This window comes from Pseudomonas sp. 22526 (genome assembly GCF_052044735.1).
GTDB classification, from domain to species: Bacteria; Pseudomonadota; Gammaproteobacteria; order Pseudomonadales; family Pseudomonadaceae; genus Aquipseudomonas; species Aquipseudomonas piscium.
On the sequence record NZ_JBQENK010000012.1, the window covers coordinates 102196 to 121838 of the forward strand.

General features: G+C 64.3%; 17 protein-coding genes. 10 read left to right on the forward strand and 7 right to left on the reverse strand.

Annotation, left to right across the window (positions count from 1 at the left end):
- Window positions 1-144 precede the first annotated feature (144 nt).
- Window positions 145-1032 carry an EamA family transporter RarD gene (gene rarD, locus ACTJKT_RS19345; RefSeq protein ID WP_097306685.1) on the forward strand — a complete coding sequence of 296 codons (888 nt, stop codon included), beginning with the start codon at window positions 145-147 and terminating at the stop codon, window positions 1030-1032.
- 225 nt (window positions 1033-1257) lie between these two features.
- Here the strand turns inward: rarD and ACTJKT_RS19350 are convergent, their stop codons facing one another.
- Window positions 1258-1776, reverse strand: a complete 519-nt coding sequence (locus ACTJKT_RS19350) for a glycine cleavage system protein R (RefSeq protein ID WP_007926052.1) — start codon at window positions 1774-1776, stop codon at window positions 1258-1260.
- A 597-nt stretch (window positions 1777-2373) separates the two neighbouring features.
- On the opposite strand from ACTJKT_RS19350, the gene ACTJKT_RS19355 reads away from it, so the two are divergent.
- Complete coding sequence (locus tag ACTJKT_RS19355; RefSeq protein WP_440788196.1) at window positions 2374-4551, forward strand: malate synthase G; 2178 nt, start codon at window positions 2374-2376, stop codon at window positions 4549-4551.
- A gap of 119 nt (window positions 4552-4670) precedes the next feature.
- On the opposite strand, the gene ACTJKT_RS19360 is transcribed toward ACTJKT_RS19355, so the two are convergent.
- Entirely contained in the window at window positions 4671-5117 is a 447-nt protein-coding gene (locus ACTJKT_RS19360; protein WP_440788197.1) for a response regulator, read from the reverse strand.
- A 253-nt stretch (window positions 5118-5370) separates the two neighbouring features.
- Here ACTJKT_RS19360 and ACTJKT_RS19365 point away from each other — a divergent pair, with 253 nt between their 5' ends.
- From ACTJKT_RS19365 to ACTJKT_RS19395, 7 genes are all read left to right on the forward strand, one after another.
- Complete coding sequence (locus ACTJKT_RS19365) at window positions 5371-7311, forward strand: putative nucleotidyltransferase substrate binding domain-containing protein (protein ID WP_440788198.1); 1941 nt, start codon at window positions 5371-5373, stop codon at window positions 7309-7311.
- Window positions 7308-8015 (forward strand): 3'-5' exonuclease, encoded by a 708-nt coding sequence (locus ACTJKT_RS19370; RefSeq protein WP_440788199.1) that lies wholly within the window; start codon window positions 7308-7310, stop codon window positions 8013-8015. Before ACTJKT_RS19365 ends, ACTJKT_RS19370 begins: the two co-directional genes overlap by 4 nt.
- A gap of 281 nt (window positions 8016-8296) precedes the next feature.
- Window positions 8297-8815 (forward strand): RNA polymerase sigma factor, encoded by a 519-nt coding sequence (locus tag ACTJKT_RS19375; protein WP_025807304.1) that lies wholly within the window; start codon window positions 8297-8299, stop codon window positions 8813-8815.
- Window positions 8812-9798 carry a FecR domain-containing protein gene (locus tag ACTJKT_RS19380; RefSeq protein ID WP_440788200.1) on the forward strand — a complete coding sequence of 329 codons (987 nt, stop codon included), beginning with the start codon at window positions 8812-8814 and terminating at the stop codon, window positions 9796-9798. Before ACTJKT_RS19375 ends, ACTJKT_RS19380 begins: the two co-directional genes overlap by 4 nt.
- A 224-nt stretch (window positions 9799-10022) precedes the next feature.
- A complete protein-coding gene (locus ACTJKT_RS19385) occupies window positions 10023-12452 on the forward strand; it encodes a TonB-dependent siderophore receptor (RefSeq protein ID WP_440788201.1) in 2430 nt (809 codons plus the stop codon).
- A 63-nt stretch (window positions 12453-12515) separates the two neighbouring features.
- A complete protein-coding gene (locus ACTJKT_RS19390; protein ID WP_440788202.1) occupies window positions 12516-13649 on the forward strand; it encodes a PepSY-associated TM helix domain-containing protein in 1134 nt (377 codons plus the stop codon).
- Complete coding sequence (locus ACTJKT_RS19395) at window positions 13646-13834, forward strand: hypothetical protein (protein WP_009045929.1); 189 nt, start codon at window positions 13646-13648, stop codon at window positions 13832-13834. Before ACTJKT_RS19390 ends, ACTJKT_RS19395 begins: the two co-directional genes overlap by 4 nt.
- Here ACTJKT_RS19395 and ACTJKT_RS19400 read toward each other — a convergent pair.
- Window positions 13812-14234, reverse strand: coding sequence for a hypothetical protein (locus ACTJKT_RS19400; protein ID WP_440788203.1), 423 nt, complete (start codon window positions 14232-14234; stop codon window positions 13812-13814). The genes ACTJKT_RS19395 and ACTJKT_RS19400 overlap by 23 nt on opposite strands.
- Before the next feature lie 110 nt (window positions 14235-14344).
- Here ACTJKT_RS19400 and ACTJKT_RS19405 point away from each other — a divergent pair, with 110 nt between their 5' ends.
- The gene (locus ACTJKT_RS19405; RefSeq protein ID WP_440788204.1) at window positions 14345-14974 is read left to right on the forward strand and encodes a glutathione S-transferase; all 630 of its coding nucleotides are present in this window, start codon (window positions 14345-14347) and stop codon (window positions 14972-14974) included.
- Window positions 14975-15162: 188 nt separating this feature from the next.
- Here ACTJKT_RS19405 and creD read toward each other — a convergent pair whose 3' ends face one another.
- The 4 genes from creD to rloA2 all read right to left on the reverse strand — a co-directional run bounded on the left by creD (window position 15163) and on the right by rloA2 (window position 19470).
- The gene (gene creD / locus ACTJKT_RS19410; protein ID WP_440788205.1) at window positions 15163-16539 is read right to left on the reverse strand and encodes a cell envelope integrity protein CreD; all 1377 of its coding nucleotides are present in this window, start codon (window positions 16537-16539) and stop codon (window positions 15163-15165) included.
- Window positions 16540-16808: 269 nt separating this feature from the next.
- Window positions 16809-18230, reverse strand: coding sequence for a two-component system sensor histidine kinase CreC (creC, locus tag ACTJKT_RS19415; RefSeq protein ID WP_440788206.1), 1422 nt, complete (start codon window positions 18228-18230; stop codon window positions 16809-16811).
- Window positions 18230-18910, reverse strand: a complete 681-nt coding sequence (gene creB, locus ACTJKT_RS19420) for a two-component system response regulator CreB (protein WP_440788207.1) — start codon at window positions 18908-18910, stop codon at window positions 18230-18232. Before creB ends, creC begins: the two co-directional genes overlap by 1 nt.
- Before the next feature lie 59 nt (window positions 18911-18969).
- A complete protein-coding gene (gene rloA2, locus ACTJKT_RS19425; protein WP_053281196.1) occupies window positions 18970-19470 on the reverse strand; it encodes a retropepsin-like aspartic peptidase RloA2 in 501 nt (166 codons plus the stop codon).
- Window positions 19471-19643: the final 173 nt, after the last annotated feature.

Sequence of the window (19643 nt, forward strand, 5' to 3'; positions counted from 1 at the left end):
ATGCACCGCGGTGTCTTGATCGCGGGCAAGCCTCGCTCCTACAGAACCCGAATTGGGTCACCGGGATTACACCGACAAAGACACAGCCTGATAAACCTCCTTACAATCACTGCCTTTAGTTAGCTGCCTAAGCAAGGATTTTGCATGCAAGCCGCCAACCCCCGTCGCGGGTACATCCTGGGCCTGAGTGCCTACATCATCTGGGGCCTGTTCCCGCTCTACTTCAAAGCCATCGCCAACGTGCCCGCCGTGGAAATCATCATCCACCGGGTGCTCTGGTCCGCGCTGTTCGGCGCGCTGCTGCTGATGGTCTGGAAGCATCCCGGCTGGTGGCGCGAGCTGCGGGACAACCCCCGGCGCCTGGCGATCCTGGCCCTGAGCGGCACCCTGATCGCGGCCAACTGGCTGACCTATGTCTGGTCGGTGAACAACGGACGCATGCTCGAAGCCAGCCTGGGCTACTACATCAACCCGCTGGTGAACGTGCTGCTGGGCATGCTGATCCTCGGTGAGCGGCTGCGACGCATGCAGTGGCTGGCAGTGGGCCTGGCGGCGGTCGGCGTGGCGCAGCAGGTGTGGCAGGTCGGCAGCCTGCCCTGGGTCTCGCTGGTGCTGGCGCTGACCTTCGGTTTCTACGGGCTGATCCGCAAACAGGCGCCAGTCAAGGCGCTGCCGGGGCTGGTGGTGGAAACCTGGATGCTGGTGCCGATCGCCCTCGCCTGGCTCTTGTTCAACCCCACCGCCACCAGTGCCCAGGCGGCCTTCTGGACCAGTTCCGAGGCCTGGTGGCTGGTGGCGGCCGGCCCCGTCACCCTGGTACCGCTGGTGTGCTTCAACGCCGCTGCCCGGCACCTGCCCTACACCACCCTGGGCTTCTTGCAGTACCTGGCGCCAACCCTGGTGCTGCTGCAGGCGGTACTGCTGTTCGGCGAGCACCTGTCGTCGAGCACATTGGTAGCCTTCATGTTTATCTGGGCCGGCCTGGCGGTGTACAGCGTGGATGCCTGGTTGAGCCTGCGCAAACGCAGCTGATCAATAAACGTACAAACCTCTGCAGGCCACGGTTGGCGTGGCCTGCATCTATCCTTCCCAAGGTTATCCACAGCCTGATCCCCGCCGTTTGTGCACAAGCCCTTGAAACTGCTGGTTTTTTGATCAGATTCCGCAAAGCCTTGGTCGGCCTGGGCTGGCGGCGGGTCTCTACAGGTTATCCACAGGCGCATGCACGCTAAAACTGGATAACCCACCCTTTCAGGTTCACACCTCGCTGCGCAGCACCAGCTCCACCATCAAATCATCCGCCAGGGTTTCCAGGCGCGACTGCAGGACATCGAGGGACAAGGTCAGCGGCACCGCCAGGATCGCTTCGGCGTGGAACAGCGGCTCGCTGCTCATCGGCGCCGGGCGCACTTCGGTTACCAGCCGCTCCAGGTTCACCCCCTGCTCGCTCAACAGGCGGGTGATGTCGCGCACGATGCCCGGCCGGTCGTTGCCCACCAGTTCCATGGCGATCGGCTTCCAGGTGCAGGATTGTTCGATACCGCTTTCGGCGATCAGCACCCGAATGCCCTGGGCCGCCAAGCCTTGCAGGGCGTCCACCAGCTCGTCGTAGGCTTCCGCCGGCACGCCGACCCGCAGGATGCCGGCGAACTGGCCTGCCATACGCGACATGCGGCTCTCCAGCCAGTTACCGCCGTGCGCGGCGATGCATTGGGCGATGCGCTCGACCTGTCCGGGTTTGTCCGGGGCGAATACGGTGAGTACGAGGTGGTCCATGGCGCAACCCTCTGTCAGGACTTTTGCTGTAGAAGCTCAAGTATAGGCAAGGCTCATCCTGCTGCTTTTCTTACGGCAGGAACGACTGGGCCGAAGCTCGATAGCTTGCGAAAGGCCCTGCTGTTTCTGTCTCTGATCCTGGCTGTGCCTGGGCAGGCCTATCGCGAGCAAGCTCGCTCCTACAGGGAGCGCGGAAGGCTGGAAACAGGGGGAGTTAATGCCCGGATCATAAATCGTGTACAACTTCTTAGATTTATATGGAACAATTCAATAGTTTCTTGAGAACATCCTGTTCCCCAGCGTGACCGTTCAGCGAACTTGAGTCGCAGAACGACGTATTTAGTCTAATTTTCACAACCGCAATTCATCATGTAGTATGCCGCAGCGCGCACTACATAACGTTGGATCGATGTCTGCCAAGGCGCAGTCGCAACCCTGAAAGCCCTGTCAGCAAGGCTTCAAGCCGTTGATTGGAACCATCCCAGCCGCCAGCGATGGCATGTACTGGTAGAGGGGTTTGTGGTTTAAATGGCCAGAGGCTTCATTGTTAATTTGAAGAGCTGAAAAGCGAAATAGCTGAGCAGAGTGAGGCAAGCAATGACTGAACACGTTCAAGTCGGTGGCCTGCAGGTCGCCAAAGTCCTGTTCGACTTCGTGAACAACGAAGCCATTCCCGGTACCGGCCTCACCGCCGACAAGTTCTGGGCCGGCGCCGACAAGGTCATCCACGACCTGGCGCCGAAGAACAAAGCCCTACTCGCCAAACGCGACGATTTCCAGGCGCGTATCGATGCCTGGCACCAATCCCGCGCCGGCCAGGCCCACGACGCCGTGGCCTACAAAGCCTTCCTGCAAGACATCGGTTATCTGCTGCCAGAAGCGGCGGACTTCCAGGCCACGACGCAAAACGTCGATGACGAGATCGCCCGCACGGCCGGCCCGCAGCTGGTGGTCCCGGTGATGAATGCCCGTTTCGCCCTCAACGCCTCCAACGCCCGCTGGGGCTCGCTGTACGACGCGCTCTATGGCACCGACGCCATCAGCGAAGCCGACGGCGCGGAAAAAGGCAAAGGCTACAACAAGGTGCGCGGCGACAAGGTCATCGCCTTCGCCCGCGCCTTCCTCGACGAAGCCGCGCCACTGGCCGCCGGCTCTCATGTCGACTCCACCGGCTACAAGATCGTCGACGGCAAACTGGTGGTCGCCCTCAAGGGCGGCAGCAACAGCGGCCTGCGCGACGACGCCCAGCTGATCGGCTACCACGGCGATGCCGCGGCCCCGACCGCGGTCCTGCTGAAACACAACGGCCTGCATTTCGAGATCCAGATCGACGCCAGCAGCCCGGTCGGCCAGACCGACGCCGCCGGTGTCAAAGATGTGCTGATGGAAGCGGCCCTGACCACCATCATGGACTGCGAAGACTCGGTCGCCGCCGTCGACGCCGATGACAAGGTGGTGATCTACCGCAACTGGCTCGGCCTGATGAAGGGCGACCTGGCCGAAGAAGTGGCCAAGGGCGGCCAGACCTTCACCCGCACCATGAACGCCGACCGCGAATACACCGCGCCCAACGGCGGCAGCGTGAAGCTGCACGGTCGTTCGCTGCTGTTCGTGCGCAACGTCGGCCACCTGATGACCATCGACGCGATCCTCGACAGTCAAGGCAACGAAGTGCCGGAAGGCATCCTCGACGGTCTGGTCACCAGCCTGGCGGCGATCCACAACCTCAACGGCAACACCTCGCGCACCAACAGCCGCACCGGCTCGGTGTACATCGTGAAACCGAAGATGCACGGTCCGGAAGAAGCCGCGTTCACCAACGAGCTGTTCGGGCGCATCGAAGAGGTGCTGGAACTGCCGCGCAACACCCTGAAAGTCGGGATCATGGACGAGGAACGCCGCACCACGGTCAACCTCAAGGCCTGCATCAAGGCCGCCAGCGAGCGCGTGGTGTTCATCAACACCGGCTTCCTCGACCGTACCGGCGACGAAATCCACACCTCCATGGAAGCCGGCGCCGTGGTGCGCAAGGCCGAAATGAAGGCCGCCAAGTGGATCGGCGCCTACGAGAACTGGAACGTCGATATCGGCCTCTCCACCGGCCTGCAAGGCCGCGCGCAGATCGGCAAAGGCATGTGGGCCATGCCGGACCTGATGGCCGCCATGCTCGAACAGAAAATCGCCCACCCGCTGGCCGGCGCCAACACCGCCTGGGTACCCTCGCCTACCGCCGCGGCCCTGCACGCCCTGCACTACCACAAGGTCGATGTGTTCGCCCGCCAGGCCGAGCTGGCCAAGCGTGCCCGCGCCTCGGTGGATGACATCCTGACCATCCCATTGGCCAGCAACACCAACTGGTCGGCTGAAGAGATCAAGAACGAACTGGACAACAACGCCCAGGGCATTCTCGGTTACGTGGTGCGCTGGATCGACCAGGGTGTCGGCTGTTCCAAGGTGCCGGACATCAACGATGTCGGCCTGATGGAAGACCGCGCCACCCTGCGCATTTCCAGCCAGCACATCGCCAACTGGCTGCGCCATGGCGTCGTTACCGAAGCCCAGGTCATGGAAAGCCTCAAGCGCATGGCGCCCGTGGTGGACCGGCAGAACGCCGGCGACACCCTGTACCGTCCGCTGGCACCGAACTTCGACAGCAACATTGCCTTCCAGGCGGCAGTCGAACTGGTGATCGAAGGCACCAAGCAGCCGAACGGCTACACCGAGCCAGTGCTGCACCGTCGTCGTCGCGAGTTCAAGGCCCGCAACGGCCTGTAAAAAACTGCGGTAAATGAAAAAGCCCCGATTGCGAGATCGGGGCTTTTTTTGTTTCTGCCGGGGAATCCTATCGNAGGAGCGAGCTTGCTCGCGATGGCGTCATCGACAACGCCACACCACTACAGCACCACCCCCAGCTCATGCTTGACCAGCGCCAGCAGCTTGCCGGTGTCGATCGGCTTGAGCAGGAAATCCACCACGCTCAGGTGCATGGCCGCGATGGCGTCACGCACATCGGCATCCCCGGAAATGATAATGATCGGCAGCGCCGCCCGCTCCGATTCGCGCACCCGGCGGATCAGGTCCAGGCCGTTGCAGGGGGCCATGCGCAGATCGGTGATCAGCAGTCCGATCGATTTGTTCGAGTTCAACAGTTCAAGCGCTGCCTTGCCACTGGCTGCGGTCATGCAGCGAATACCATCGAGTCCGAGAATCTCCGACAGCAACTCACGGGCATCCTTGTCATCATCGGCGATCAACACGCGCTGCGGCGGCAGATCGGGCTCGAGCATCACGGCGTTCAGCGCCTCGCGCTCGGCATCACTCAAAATATCGTGGTCGGACATGGCTTTCTCTACATATTCAAATCGATCCCCTAGCACAGTGGTCAGACATCGCTAAGCAGGCCTCCAATGTGCACTTCGTCGGATTTTTTTCCAAGAGGTCGGATAAGTACTTTTTTCACGGTTTTGACACCTGCTTGAAGCGAATTAACAGGTGCAAACCCGCTACCTAGACTTACGTCCAATGGGCACCTGGCAGCGTGGGACCGACCATGGCCCAAGACCCGACCACAACAAATCCAAAAAGACTGCGGTAATGGTTATGAGTAAAGCGGATGCCTTCACCCAGGCAGGGAAAACCGCGGTGTTGCAGAACATCCACGGCACGATGCAGTTTCTCCAGCGGTTCCCCCCCTTCAATCAGATGGAAAACGCTCACCTGGCGTACCTGGTCGAGCAATGCCAACTGCGTTTCTACGGCCCCGGCGAGAGCATCATCAAACCCGCCGACGGACCGGTCGAACACTTCTATATCGTCAAGCAGGGCCGGGTGGTCGGCGAGCGCCAGCACGCGCTCAAGGGCGGTACCGAAACCACCTTCGAAATCACCGCCGGCGAGTGTTTCCCCCTCGCCGCGCTGCTGGGCGAGCGCGCCACCCGCACCGAACACCTGGCGGCCGAGGACACCTTCTGCCTGCAACTGAACAAGCCGGCCTTCATCAAGCTGTTCGCCCTCTGCGCGGTGTTTCGCGATTTCGCCCTGCGCGGCGTCAGCAGCCTGCTGGACCAGGTCAACCAGCAGGTCCAGCAAAAGGCCGTGGAAACCCTCGGCACCCAGTACTCCCTCAACACCCGGCTGGGCGAACTGGCGATGCGCCATCCGGTGACCTGCTGCCCGTCCACCCCGCTGCGCGAAGCCGTGAGCCTGATGCATGAGCAGCAGGTCGGCAGCATAGTGGTGGTGGATGAACACAAGGCACCGCTCGGCATCTTCACCCTGCGCGACCTGCGCCAGGTGGTGGCCGACGGCACCAGCGACTTCAACCAGGGCATCGAACGGCACATGACCCAGGCGCCGTTCGCCCTGTCGCCGGACCACAGCGCATTCGACGCCGCCATCGCCATGACCGAGCGGCACATCGCCCACGTCTGCCTGGTAAAGGAGCAGCGCCTGTGCGGCGTGGTGTCCGAGCGCGATCTGTTTTCCCTGCAGCGGGTCGACCTGGTGCACCTGGCGCGGACCATCCGCAACGCGCCACGCATCGACAACCTGGTGGCGATCCGCGGCGAGATCGGCCAGCTGGTGGAGCGCATGCTGGCCCATGGGGCGTCCTCGACCCAGATCACCCACATCATCACCCTGCTCAACGATCACACCGTGTGCCGGGTCATCGAACTGACCCTGGCCGACAAGGGCGACCCGGGCGTGCCGTTCAGCTGGCTGTGTTTCGGCAGCGAAGGCCGGCGCGAGCAGACCCTGCACACCGACCAGGACAACGGCATCCTGTTCGAAGCGCGCGACGCGGCCCATGCGGCACAGATCCGCGGCAAGCTGCTGCCCCTGGCGCAGCAGATCAACCAGAGCCTGGCGCTGTGCGGCTTCACCCTGTGCAAGGGCAACATCATGGCCGGCAACCCCGAGCTGTGCCTGTCCCGCGCCGAATGGGCACGGCGCTTCGCCGCCTTCATCCGCGAGGCCACGCCGGAGAACCTGCTGGGTTCGAGCATCTATTTCGACCTGCGGGTGGTCTGGGGCGACGAGCAAGGCTGTGCGCAACTGCGCCGCGGCATCCTCGACCAGGTCGGCGACAACCGCCTGTTCCAGCGCATGATGGCCGAGAACGCGCTGCGTCAGCGCCCGCCGGTAGGGCGTTTCCGCGAATTCGTCCTGGCCAGGAAGAACGGCGAAAAAGCCACCCTCGACCTCAAGGTCCAGGGCCTCACCCCCTTCGTCGACGGTGCGCGCCTGCTGGCCCTGGCCAACGGCATCGACGCCAACAACACCCTGGAGCGCCTGCGCCAGCTGGTGGCCAAGGAAGTCATCGAAACCCTCGACGGCGCCGCGTATGAAGAGGCCTATCACTTCATCCAGCAGACCCGCATGCAACAGCACCAATTGCAGACCCGGCAGAACCTGCCCTACTCCAACCGCGTCGACCCGGACAGCCTCAACCACCTGGACCGACGGATCCTGCGCGAGTCGCTGCGCCAGGCCCAACGCCTGCAAAGCAGCCTGGCGCTGAGGTACCAGCTATGAGCCTGTTCGCCTGGTTACGCCCGGCCAACACGGCACTCAACACCGAACAGCAACAACGCCGCGAACGCCTGCGCGTCGCCCAACCGTTGGGCGAATGCAGCCTGCGCGAACAGCGTTGGGTGGTGCTGGACCTGGAAACCACCGGGCTCAACCTCAACCGCGACCAGGTGCTGTCCATTGGCGCGGTGGTGATCGAAGACGGCGCCGTCGACTTCAGCCAGCAGTTCGAACGCACCTTGCAGCGTACCGACCACAAGCTCAGCCCCAGCGTGCTGATTCACGGTCTCGGCCCGAGTGCGATCGCCGCCGGCAGCGATCCGGTGGAGGCCTTGCTGGATTTCATGGAGTTCGTCGGCGACAGCCCGCTGCTGGCCTTCCATGCGCCGTTCGACCAGCACATGCTCGGCCGGGCCCTGAAGGACAGCCTGGGTTATCGCCTGCAGCATCCCTTCCTTGACGTCGCCGAGATGGCCCCGCTGCTCTGCCCCCAGGCGCATATCCGCGAAGCCGGGCTGGATGACTGGATGGGTTACTTCAAGCTGCAGGCCGGCGAACGCCACCATGCCGCCGCCGACGCCCTGGCCACCGCCGAACTGGCGCTGATCCTGTTCAGCCGCGCCCGCCAGCAGCAGATCCACAGCCCGCTGAACCTGCAACAGCGGCTCAGCCAATGGAAGCGCCGGCAACAAACCCACTCCTTCTGACCCGGAAAACCAACCCCTTGTAGCCGCTGGCGCAGCCTGCGATCGGCTGCGCAGCAGTCGTAATCCGCATAACGCGATTTGCCTGACCGACCGCGTTGCCGATCTGCGACCGCTACGCGCTCGATCGCAGCCTGCGGCAGCGGCTACAGGCCGGGCTTCCCGCATTCCCCCGCAAACATTGGCTACACCCAGCCGACCAGCGCCCATTGCGCGGCTCTTTGCGCCCTGCCACAATCGCGAATAATTCTCGTTAGTTTCAACTTCTCGATTGGGATACCCAGGTGTCGTCAGCCCAAAGCCCCCACAGTGACCTCGTTGGCGCGTTGTATCGCGACCATCGCGGCTGGCTGCTGGCCTGGCTGCGACGCAACGTGGCCTGCCCGCAACGGGCCGAGGACCTGAGCCAGGACACCTTCGTCCGCCTGCTGGGCCGCGACGAACTGAAAGCCCCGCGCGAACCGCGGGCGTTCCTGGTGGCCATCGCCAAGGGCCTGCTGTTCGACTACTTCCGCCGCGCCGCGCTGGAACAGGCCTACCTCACCGAGCTGATGCTGGTCCCGGAGGAAGAACAACCCTCCCCGGAAGAACAGCAGTTGATCCTCGAAGACCTCAAGGCCATCGACCGCCTGCTGGGCAAGCTGTCGAGCAAGGCCCGCGCCGCCTTCCTCTATAACCGCCTCGACGGCCTCGGCCACGCGGAAATCGCCGAACGCCTCGGCGTGTCCGTGCCACGGGTCAGGCAGTACCTGGCCCAGGGCATTCGCCAGTGCTACATCGCCCTGTACGGTGAGCCGGTATGAGCCCGCTCAACGCCAAACCGGTGTCCGCCCGGGTACTGGACGCAGCAATTGCCTGGCAGCTGTCGCTGGACTCCGGCGAGGGCAACCCGATGGCGCGCGAAGAATTCGCCAAATGGCACGCCGCCGATGAAGAACACGCCCGCGCCTGGCGCCAACTGGGCATGCTCGACCAGCGTTTCAGTGTCGCCAGCGGCCCGGCCCGCAGCGCCCTGCTGCAATCGCGGGACAGCCTTCGCCGCCGCGTGCGCAAGCTCGGCAGCGGGCTGGCCAGCGTCGCCCTGCTGCTGGGCCTGGCCCTGTTCGCCGGCGAACGTTACGGCCAGCTGGATTACTGGCTCGCCGACCAGCGCACCGCCACTGGCGAACAACGCACCCTGCGCCTGGCCGACGGCACGCTGATCAACCTCAATACCCACAGTGCCGTGGATGTGCGTTTCGACGAAAAACAGCGGCGCATTGTGTTGCAGGAAGGCGAGATCCTGATCGAGACCGGCCACAACGACGCCCGGCCCTTTATCGTCGAGACCCGCGAAGGCCATATGCGCGCGCTGGGCACGCGCTTCCTGGTCAAGCGCGAGGAACAGGGCACCCGCCTGAGCGTGCTGCAATCGGCCGTGGCCGCGCGGCCGGAGTCCGGCCAGGACGAGCAGATCCTCAAGGAGGGCCAGCAGGTGCTGATACGCCGCGACGGCCTCGGCCCGCTGCTGGCCCTGAGCCCCGGTGCCGACGCCTGGACCCGCGGCATGCTGGTGGTGGAGAACGCGCGCCTGGCGGATCTGGTCAGCGAACTGGGGCGCTACCGCCGTGGCCATCTGGGAGTGGCCGACGAGGTGGCCGACCTGCGCATCACCGGCAGCTTCCCGCTGCACGACACCGACCTGGCCCTGAGCGCGCTGCTGCCCACCCTGCCCGTGGCCATCGAGCGGCACACGCCCTGGTGGGTCACCCTGGTGGCACGGGCCGAGGGCAGAGACAAACCATAGCCCGGTGGTGTCGGTGCGGTTTTTATCGCGAGCAAGCTCGCTCCTACAGGGTGNCCTGTAGGAGCGAGCTTGCTCGCGAAAACGCCTACTGACGCCGCCTGCCCCAACCTGAAATATCCCCCTCACTTTCGTAAATCGAAATTATTTTCAATCCGCCCTATCACTTTTTGAATCTCGTCCGGCACATAGGCAATTGAGAAATGTTTCCATCCAGGAGCCGCCGTATGTCCCGCACGCTAGACACCCTGTTGCGCCCCAGCCTGTTGGCCGTGGCCATTGCCCTCTGCGCCCCGCTGGCCAGCACCCCGCTGATCGCCGCCGAACAGGCGTCCGGCGTGCGCGCCTACAACCTGCCGGCCGCGCCCCTGGCCAGCATCCTGAACCAGATCGCCAGCCAGGCCGGCCTGGCCCTGAGCCTCAACCCGAGCCTGGCCGCCGGCAAGACCTCGGCCCCGGTCAAGGGCCAGTTCGATGCCGCCGGCGCCCTGCGCGAAGCCCTGCGCGGCACCGGCCTGCAACTGGAACAAAGCAGCGCCGGCACCTACAGCCTGGTGGCGATTCCCCAGGGTGTGGTGGCCCTGCCGGAAACCAGCATTACCGGCCAGCAGGCTTATGAGAGTGCCTGGGGGCCGGTGGACGGTTACCTCGCCACGCGCACCGCCGCCGGCACCAAGACCGACACCTCGCTGGTTGAAGCGCCGCGTTCGATTTCCGTCGCCACCCGCCAGCAGATGGAAGACCGCAACGTGCAGAATCTGGATGATGCCGTGCGTTACATGCCCGGTATTGTGTCCGCCAGCTACGGCAGCGACACCCGCTATGACTGGATGCGCGTGCGCGGCTTCGAGCCCACCCAGTTCCTCGACGGCCTGCCTCTGCCCCGCGGTGTGTATGCCAACCCGAAAGCGGAAACCTGGAACCTCGACCGCCTTGCCCTGCTGCGCGGCCCGGCCTCGTCGGTCTACGGCCAGACCCCGCCGGGCGGCCTGCTGGACATGGTCAGCCGGCGCCCCAGCGCTGAATCGAGCAATGCCATTCAGCTGCAGTACGGCAGCGACAACTACCGCCAGATCAACTTCGCCAGCACCGGCAAGATCGACGATGAAGGCCAGTTCCTCTACGGCCTCAGCGGCGTGGTGCGGGATGCCGGTACCCAGGTCGACCACATCGACAACAAGCGCTACAACATTGCCCCCAGCCTGACCTGGAACATCGACACCGATACCAAGCTGACCCTGCTCTCGCAGTTCACCCGCGACGATACCGGCGCGACCAGCCAGTTCATGCCGATCCAGGGCACCAAGATCAAATCGCCACTAGGCGACGTCTCCCATCACAAGAACCTGGGCGACCCGGACTACGAGTTCTACGACCGCACCTACTACGCCCTGGGCTACGCCTTCGAGCACCGCTTCAACGATATCTGGCAGTTCCGCCAGAACCTGCGCTACACCAAATCGGAGCTGTCCTTCCAGCAACTGACCGTGGGTTCCTACGCCTACTCCCCGGCCGATGCAGCAGGCAATATCAGCCGCACCTCGACCAACGTGGACGAGGACATCAGCCAGTTCGCGGTCGACAACAACTTCCAGGCCGACTTCGCCACCGGCGACATCACCCACACCCTGCTGCTCGGCCTGGATCACCAGCGCACCGACACTTCCTATCTGTCGATTTACGGTGACGGCGGGACCACCAACATCTTCAACCCGGTCTATGGCAAACCGATCGTGCGCCCGGCGCGCTCCAGCGCTTACTACGACTACAACCAGAAAACCGTGCAGACCGGCCTCTACGTGCAGGACCAGATGGCCCTGGACCAATGGCGCCTGACCCTGGGCGGTCGTGAAGACTGGGTGCACCAAGGCACCACTTACTTCAACAAGAACGACGTGACCAACACCGACCGCAGCAAGAACTTCAGTGGCAACGCGGCGCTGAGCTATGTGTTCGACTCGGGCCTGGTGCCGTACCTGTCCTACGCCGAATCCTTCCAGCCTGCCAGCAACGCCAGCGTCTCCCCCACCGAGTCGTATAAACCCACCGAGGGCAAGCAGTGGGAGCTGGGCATCAAGTACCAGCCGCCTGGTTCCAACACCCTGCTGAGTGCGGCGGTCTACGACCTAACCCAGAAAAACGTGCTGGTGACCAGCATCGGTGCCGGTGGCGAATCGGTGACCAACCAGACCGGCGAAGTGAAGGTCAAAGGCCTGGAACTGGAAGCGGTGTCCGACGTGACCGACAACCTCAAGGTCATCGCCGCCTATACCCTGGCCAAGTCCGAGGTGCAAAAAGGCATCTATAAAGGCAACCGCCTGCAACTGATGCCCAACCAGCAAGCCTCGCTGTGGACCGACTACACCTGGCACAGCGGCGTGCTCGACGGCTTCGGCATTGGCGCCGGAGCCCGCTACACCGGCAATACCTATGGCGACCAGGCCAATACCTGGCTGGGCAAGGCCAATGCCTACACGGTGTTCGATGCTGCCGTGCATTACGACCTCGGCCGCCTGGACAGCAGTCTCAAAGGCGCGTCGCTGAAACTCAACGCCACCAACCTGTTCGACAAGGACTACCTGTCCACCTGCGATGGTTCCTACTGCTATTTCGGCGATCAGCGCAGCGTGGTCGCCAGTGCCACCTACCAGTGGTAATCGGCTGAGTTAACCACCGGGCCGTCCTGCATGGACGGCTTTGCTGTGTCTGAAGGCTAAGAAATGAAAAGCAAAACCATCCGCCGCTGGTCCTTTATCCACACCTGGACCAGCCTGATCTGCACGGTGTTCCTGCTGATGCTGGCCCTGACCGGCCTGCCGCTGATCTTTCACCACGAGATCGACCACCTGCTGGGCGACGCGCCGCAGCTGCGGGAAATGCCCGCCGACACCCCGCAGCTGGACCTGCAGCAGCTGGTGCGCGCCGCCGAGGCTCATCGCCCGGGCGAGGTCATGCAGTACTTCGGCTGGGACGAGGAAGACCCCAACGGCGTGCTCACCATCATGGCCAGGACCGCCGGCACCGAGCCCAACTCGTCCCACACCTTCATGCTCGACGCCCGCACCGGCGAAGCCGTGGAAACGCCCTCGGCCAACGGTGGGCTGATGATGTTCATCCTGCGCCTGCACGTGGATATGTTCGCCGACCTGCCGGGCAAGCTGCTGCTGGCGTTCATGGGGCTGCTGTTCGTGCTGGCGATCGTCTCCGGCGTGGTGCTGTACCTGCCGTTCATGCGCCGGCTGAGATTCGCCACGGTGCGCCAGGACAAATCCACCCGCCTGCGCTGGCTGGACCTGCATAACCTGATCGGCGTGGTGACCCTGACCTGGGCCCTGGTGGTCGGCGTCACCGGGGTGATCAGCGCCTGCGCCGACCTGTTGATCGCCGCCTGGCGCAACGACAGCCTCAGCACGATGATCGAGCCGTACCGCGATGCGCCGCCGCTGACCCAACTGGCCCCGGCCAGCCGCCTGCTGGAGATCGCCAAGGAGGTGGCGCCGGGCATGCAGCCGGACTTCATCGCCTTCCCCGGCACACGCTTTTCCAGTGAGCATCACTACGCGGTGTTCATGAAGGGCAGCACCCACCTGACCTCGCACCTGCTGACCCCGGTGCTGATCGACGCCAGCACCCTGGAGGTCACGGCGGTAGCCGAACGTCCCTGGTACATGGACGCCATGGGCATGTCGCAACCGCTGCACTTCGGCGACTACGGCGGCATGCCGATGAAGATCCTCTGGGCGACCCTGGATGTGCTGACCATCATCGTCCTGGGCAGCGGCCTGTACCTGTGGATAGTCCGGCGCCGCGCGGCCAGGCCGGCCTTGGGCGAACCCGCCGGGGTGGCGCCATGAGGCCGCGGCAATCGAACTTCTGGAAGGTCTTCGGCGCGCCACTGTTCATCGCCGTGCTCTGTGCCGCGGGGCTGTTCTCCGCGCTGCTCGGCGACGGCATCTGGGACGCCCTGAGCTGGCTCGGCCTGGGCGCTCCGGCGCTGATCGCCCTGCGGGGTTTGTTCAACCGCCCGCCTCCGGCCTGACCCCGGCGGCGGGGAAGCCGCGCCACAGGTACAGCGACAGCCCCAGGCCGATCGGCAGCACTGGGATGAATACGCGGTTTTCCTGCTGCGCCTCGGCGGCGACCAGGACGCAGAACAGCGCCAGCCCCAGCAGCGGTACATAGCTTGCCGCCAGGCTCCAGCGCCAGGGCCGAGTCAGCGGGCCGGGGCCCCGCAGGCTCAGCAGGGCACAGCCCAGGGCCGGCAAGGCCAGCGCCGGCAGCGCCCAGTACCAGGCCATGTAGGCGAACGCCATGATCAGCTCCGGCTCACCCTCGCCGTGGCGGCGAAACTCGTACTGCAAGGCCAGGTACACCGCCAGCGCGCCCAGCAGGGTCAGGGCCAGGCTGTACAAGCCGTGTCGAAGATAGGACCTGCGCATTCATCACTCCTTGTCTGTCCTGCATGCCGCCTCTGTGGCCGGGGCCAGAGGCTGCGCTAAGATCCCCCGGTTGCGAGCCTGTGCTCCACTTCCACCCGCGAGGAATATTCATGTCCACCCCCAGCATGACGCTGTTCCACAACCCGGCATCACCTTACGTGCGCAAAGTCATGGTGCTGCTGCACGAGACCGGCCAGCTGGACCGCGTGGCCCTGCAAGCCAGCCAGTTGACCCCGGTGAATCCGGACACCGCCCTCAACCAGGACAACCCGCTGGGCAAGATTCCCGCCCTGCGCCTGGCCGATGGCAACGTGTTGTACGACAGCCGGGTGATCCTCGATTACCTCGACCAGCAACATGTCGGCAACCCGCTGATCCCCCGCGAGGGCTCGGCCCGCTGGCGGCGCCTGACCCTGGCGGCCCTGGCCGACGGGATCATGGATGCCTCGGTGCTGATCCGTTACGAACTGGCCCTGCGCGCGCCCGAGAAACACTGGGAGCAGTGGCTCGACGGCCAGCGCGACAAGATCCGCCGCGCCCTGGCCGTGCTCGAGGCCGATGCGATCGCCGAACTGGCCAGCCACTTCGACGTCGCCTCCATCAGCGTCGCCTGCGCCCTGGGCTACCTCGACTTCCGCCACCCCGACCTGCGGTGGCGCGATGCCCAGCCCCGGCTGGCGGCCTGGTACGCCGAGGTCAGTCAACGCCCTTCGATGCTGGCGACCCAATCGCCGGTTTGAAGGCCCCGGGCGCGGTCATCACCTGAAGTACGCTGGTGGCCGGGCCGGCCCTATCGNATGGGGCACCGCGAAACCTGTAGGAGCGAGCTTGCTCGCGATGACCGCCCCAGGGTGCTTCAGGCAGCAACCCGACAATCCACGCCAGCAGGGCTTCCGCTGCCTGCTGGTCCTCACGCAAACCCAACGACCTACTCATGGCCCACCTCCGCCTCGAACGTCAGCGGCTGGGCCGGTTTGGCCTGGCCTACGCCGTACCAGTCGAGCTTGCGGGTCAGCACCATGAACACACCCAGCAGGCCGAACAGCAGCAGCGAGCCCATCAGCAACGCGTAATCCTCGGCGCTGAGCAAGCCGTACAACAGGCCATACAGGGCGGCCAGGCTGGCGGCGAAACTCAGGCCGTGGCCCAGGCTGCGCAACACATGGCAGACGTAGAAACCGATCAGCGTCACGCAGGCACCGGCCGACAGCAGGTAGGCCAGGGCGAAGCCGATGTGTTCCGAGAGCGACAGCAGCAACAGATAGAAGAACGCCAGGGCCACACCCACCAGGGCGTACTGCACCGGGTGCACCGCCAGGCTCTTGAGCACCTCGAAGAGGAAGAAGCCGGCAAAGGTCAGGGCGATGAACAGCAGCGCGTATTTGATCGCCCGGTCGCTCTTGAGGTACTGGTCCACCGGGTCGATGAAGCTCACGCCGAAAGAGCGGTTCTTGAACTCGTCGCACTGCCCGCTGGCCAGGCAATTGATCAAGGCGCTTTCCAGGTTGGTGGAGAAGAACGAGGTCTGCCAGTTGGCGGCGAAACCCAGGTCGGAAATCTCCCGCTGCGCCGGCAAGTAGTTGCCGATAAAGCTCGGATGAGGCCAGTCGGCACGCAGGCGCACCTTGCTGGTCTTGCCCACCGGCAGCACCTGCAACTGGCCGGTGCCTTGCAATTGCAGGTCGAAGGCGAAGTCCAGGTCGGTGCTGCGCTTGCCGTCCAGCAGCGGCAGGTTGACGTGTACCCCCTCCCCCAGCCAGTCAATCCGGGTGCCGGGCGCGAAAGGCAGGCTCTGCCCGTTCAGATCGAGGGCCAGCGCCTGTTCGATGCCGCGAATGTCGCTGATGCCCACGGCGAGAAACGGCTGCTCGAACTTATAGTCGACGAAGTCTTCCTTGATCCCCAATTGCTCGGGCAGCGCAAACTGCCCGCTGATGCGGTTGTTGGCATGGAACAGCCGGGCCTGGTAGATCCCCCGGGCGCGCAATTCGGTGCGTACCTGGCCATCGAGTTCGAAGTGCTCCGGCAGGAAATACAGCTGCCCGCGCTCCTCACCCTGTTCCTGGTAACGTTTGTTGGTCTTCTCGTTGGTTTTCCAGGTGCGCACCACCTTGCGATAGGGCACCACCAGCAGCGGGCCGCTCAGTTGCTGGCTGTAGCTGGAGCTGCGGGCGATATCGGTCAGCACACCGTCGCGCAGTTCCTGGCGCTCCTGGATCAGCCCGTCGATCATCAACAGCGGCACCAGCAGCCCCAGGATCAAAAGGGCGATCGCCCCAAGCTTTATGGTCAGATTGCGGTTCATGGGTTATCTCCCTGTTCGAATGAGGGAGAGTCTGGGCAGCCCATGTGGGGGTTTTATGGGGGCTGTGTGGAGACTGTGTGGAGATTGCCTTTGCAGAAGCGGCCGGCGCATTTTCCCAGGTAAATCGCGGATTCAGGGTCTACGGTCGCTACGCGACCGAGCGCAGCCTCGCGGGCTCGGCAGCGGCTACATGGACTGTAAGCATCCTGTAGCCGCTGCCGAAGGCTGCGATCGGGGGCGTAGCACCCGCAACCGGCGCACCCGGTGAATCAGACAGGAAACACCAGACTGACTTCGACGCCGCCTTCCACATTGCCGATCTGCATCTGGCCGCCATGCAGCTGCACCACCTCTTCGACGAAGTTCAGCCCCAAACCGGTGCTTTTGCGCCCGCTGTCGGGCCGTGGCAGGGAGTAGAAACGTTCGGTCAGGCGCGCCAGGGCATAGTCCGGGATGGGCTCGGCCTGGTTGAACAGGCTGAACCGCAACTGCTCGCCCGCTCTGCTGGCGCTCAAGCGCAGCACGCCACCGGCGGGGGTGAAATCCAGGGCGTTTTCCAGCAGATTGCCCAGGGCCTGACGCAACAGGAACGCCTCGCCCGACAGCTTCAGCCCCGGCTCGATACGCTGTTCGACCTGCAGGCCCTTGCCCTCGATCCGCGCCTTCTGGCTGTCCAGCACCTGGTTCGCCAGCTCCGCCAGCGGCACCGCCTCCCGCTCTTCCAGGCCATGGCGCTGCTCGACCTGCGCCAGGTTCAGCAAGCGCTCGATCAGGTGCTGCATGCGCGCGCTTTCGCTGTCGATGTTGCTGACGAAACGTGCGCGCTGCTCGCCGGGCATATCGCTCTGCAACAGCTCCGCCGCCCCGCGAATCGCCGCCAGCGGGCTTTTCAGCTCGTGGGTCAGGGTGTGCACATAGCGCTCGACATAGGCCTTGCCCTCCAGCTGGGTGCGCATGTGCTCCACCGCCGTGGCCAGTTGCTCCAGCTCGCCGCCACGGTAGTGCGGCAGCTCGGCGCGGCGCCCTTCGCTGACCGCCTGGGCATAACCGGTCAGGCGGCGCAGGGCGACGCTCAGCCACCAGGACAGCAAGGCGCCGAACAACAGGCCGAGGCCGATCAGGCCGGCGCCGTACCACAGCAGGCGGCGCTCGGTACGGTCGACGTAGGGCTGCAAGGAACTGTTGGGCTTGGCCACCGTGACCACGCCAATGATCCGGCCGTTGTCGCGAATCGGCGCGCCGACATGCATCACCGAGGAGTTGGGGTCGTCGGCCACGCTGCGCGAGGAGCGCGCACCGTATTGGCCGCGCAATGTCAGGTACACATCGTTCCAGCGCGAATAATCCTGGCCGACCGCCAGGCCGCTGGAGTCCAGCACCACCTTGCCCTCGGCGTCGGTGACATAGATGCGGTGGTTGACCTGGTTCTTCGGCAGGCCCCAGATAGTCGCCGCCGGCTGCCGCTCGCCATAGGCCTTGAGCAGTTCCGGCCAGCGGTTCTCGCTGAGGGTGCCGGCCTTGAAGTCGTCACGGAGGATTTCCGCCAGCAGGTTGGCGGTGTCCACCAGGGTCTCCTCGGTGGACTGGCGCACGCCCGGGCGGATTTCCTCCATCACCGTGCTGAGCACGAAATAGCCGGTCAGGCCGACGAACAGCACGTAGACCAGGAAAATCCGAATTCCCAACGGCATCAGCTGTGCCCCGGGCTGTAGCTGTAGCCCAGGCCGCGATGGGTCTGGATCGGCTCGGCGTCGGCCGCCACCAGGCGCAGCTTGGCCCGCAGGCTCTTGATATGGCTGTCGATGCTGCGCTCGTAGCCGGCATCCGCCGCCACCCCCAGTGCGTCGAGCAACTGCTCGCGACTGAACACCCGCTCGGGTTGTTCCAGCAGGCAATGCAGCAAGCGGAATTCATGGCGGGTCAGGCTCAAGGGCTGGCCGCGGTAGCTGATCTGGAACTTGTCGGTATCGACCTGGAACGGCGAAGCCGGCGCCTCGACCGACACCCGCGGCGCCATGCGCTTGAGGATGGCCTTGACCCTGGCGGCGACCTCGCGCGGGCTGAAGGGCTTGACCACATAATCGTCGGCGCCGATTTCCAGGCCCACCACCCGGTCGATTTCACCGTCCCGGGCACTGAGGAACATCACCGGCACCTCGCTGAAGCGCCGCAGCTGCTTGCAGGTTTCGAAGCCACTGATGTCCGGCAGGCCGATGTCGAGAATCAGCAGGTCCGCCGGTGTGCTGCGCTGATAGTCCAGCGCCGCCTGCCCGAGACTCAGCCAGGTGGTGCTGAAACCTTCACCCTGCAGGGCAAAAATCAGCGTATCGGCAATCGCCGCTTCGTCTTCGACAATCAGGATATGAGGCATGGCATCCAAGCACGGGAAGTAGGTGCCAGAACGGTGCCGGATGCCTCATGCGCCGTCAATCAGCAGTCGGGTTTGTCCGCGGTATAACGCCGGGCCGGGTTCACCGCCGCGCCGAACTCGCGCAGGGCCTTGGCGCCGATCAGCAGCGGGTAATTGAAGCTGCTGCGGTCGGTCAGGTTGACCTCGACGGTGCGCTTGACGTTGCCCAGGCACATTTCCAGGTCGACCACCGGACGCTTGGCCACCTGGGCCTCTTCCTTGTCTTCGTCTTCATCGGCGCGGTTCTTGATCTTGCTGATCCGCGCCACCTTGTGTTCGTAGACCTTGCCGTCGGCGTCCTTGGTCGCCAGGCGGAAGCGCACCCACTCCTCGCCATCGCGGGTGAAGGTCTGGATGTCCTTGGCCGACAGCGAGGCGGTCAGGGCGCCGGTATCCATCTTGGCCTTGAGGGTTTCGCCGATTTCCGGCAGTTGAATGTATTCGTAGCGCCCGTAGAGGGTCGGCTCGGCGGCCATGACCGGCAGCGCCAGCAGGGACAGGAGTGCAAGGACGGATTTCACGAGAGCAGGTTCCTTGGAAAGTGGGCAGCAGGATTTTAGACCGCGGCCGGGCAATTGGTTCGCTATCGTTTGCAGGCCATGCTTCTGTAGGAGCGAGCGGGCGGCGATCCGACTTGCCCGCGATGCAGGCACCGCGCGCTGTCTGAACCGACGCCATCGCGGGCAAGCCTCGC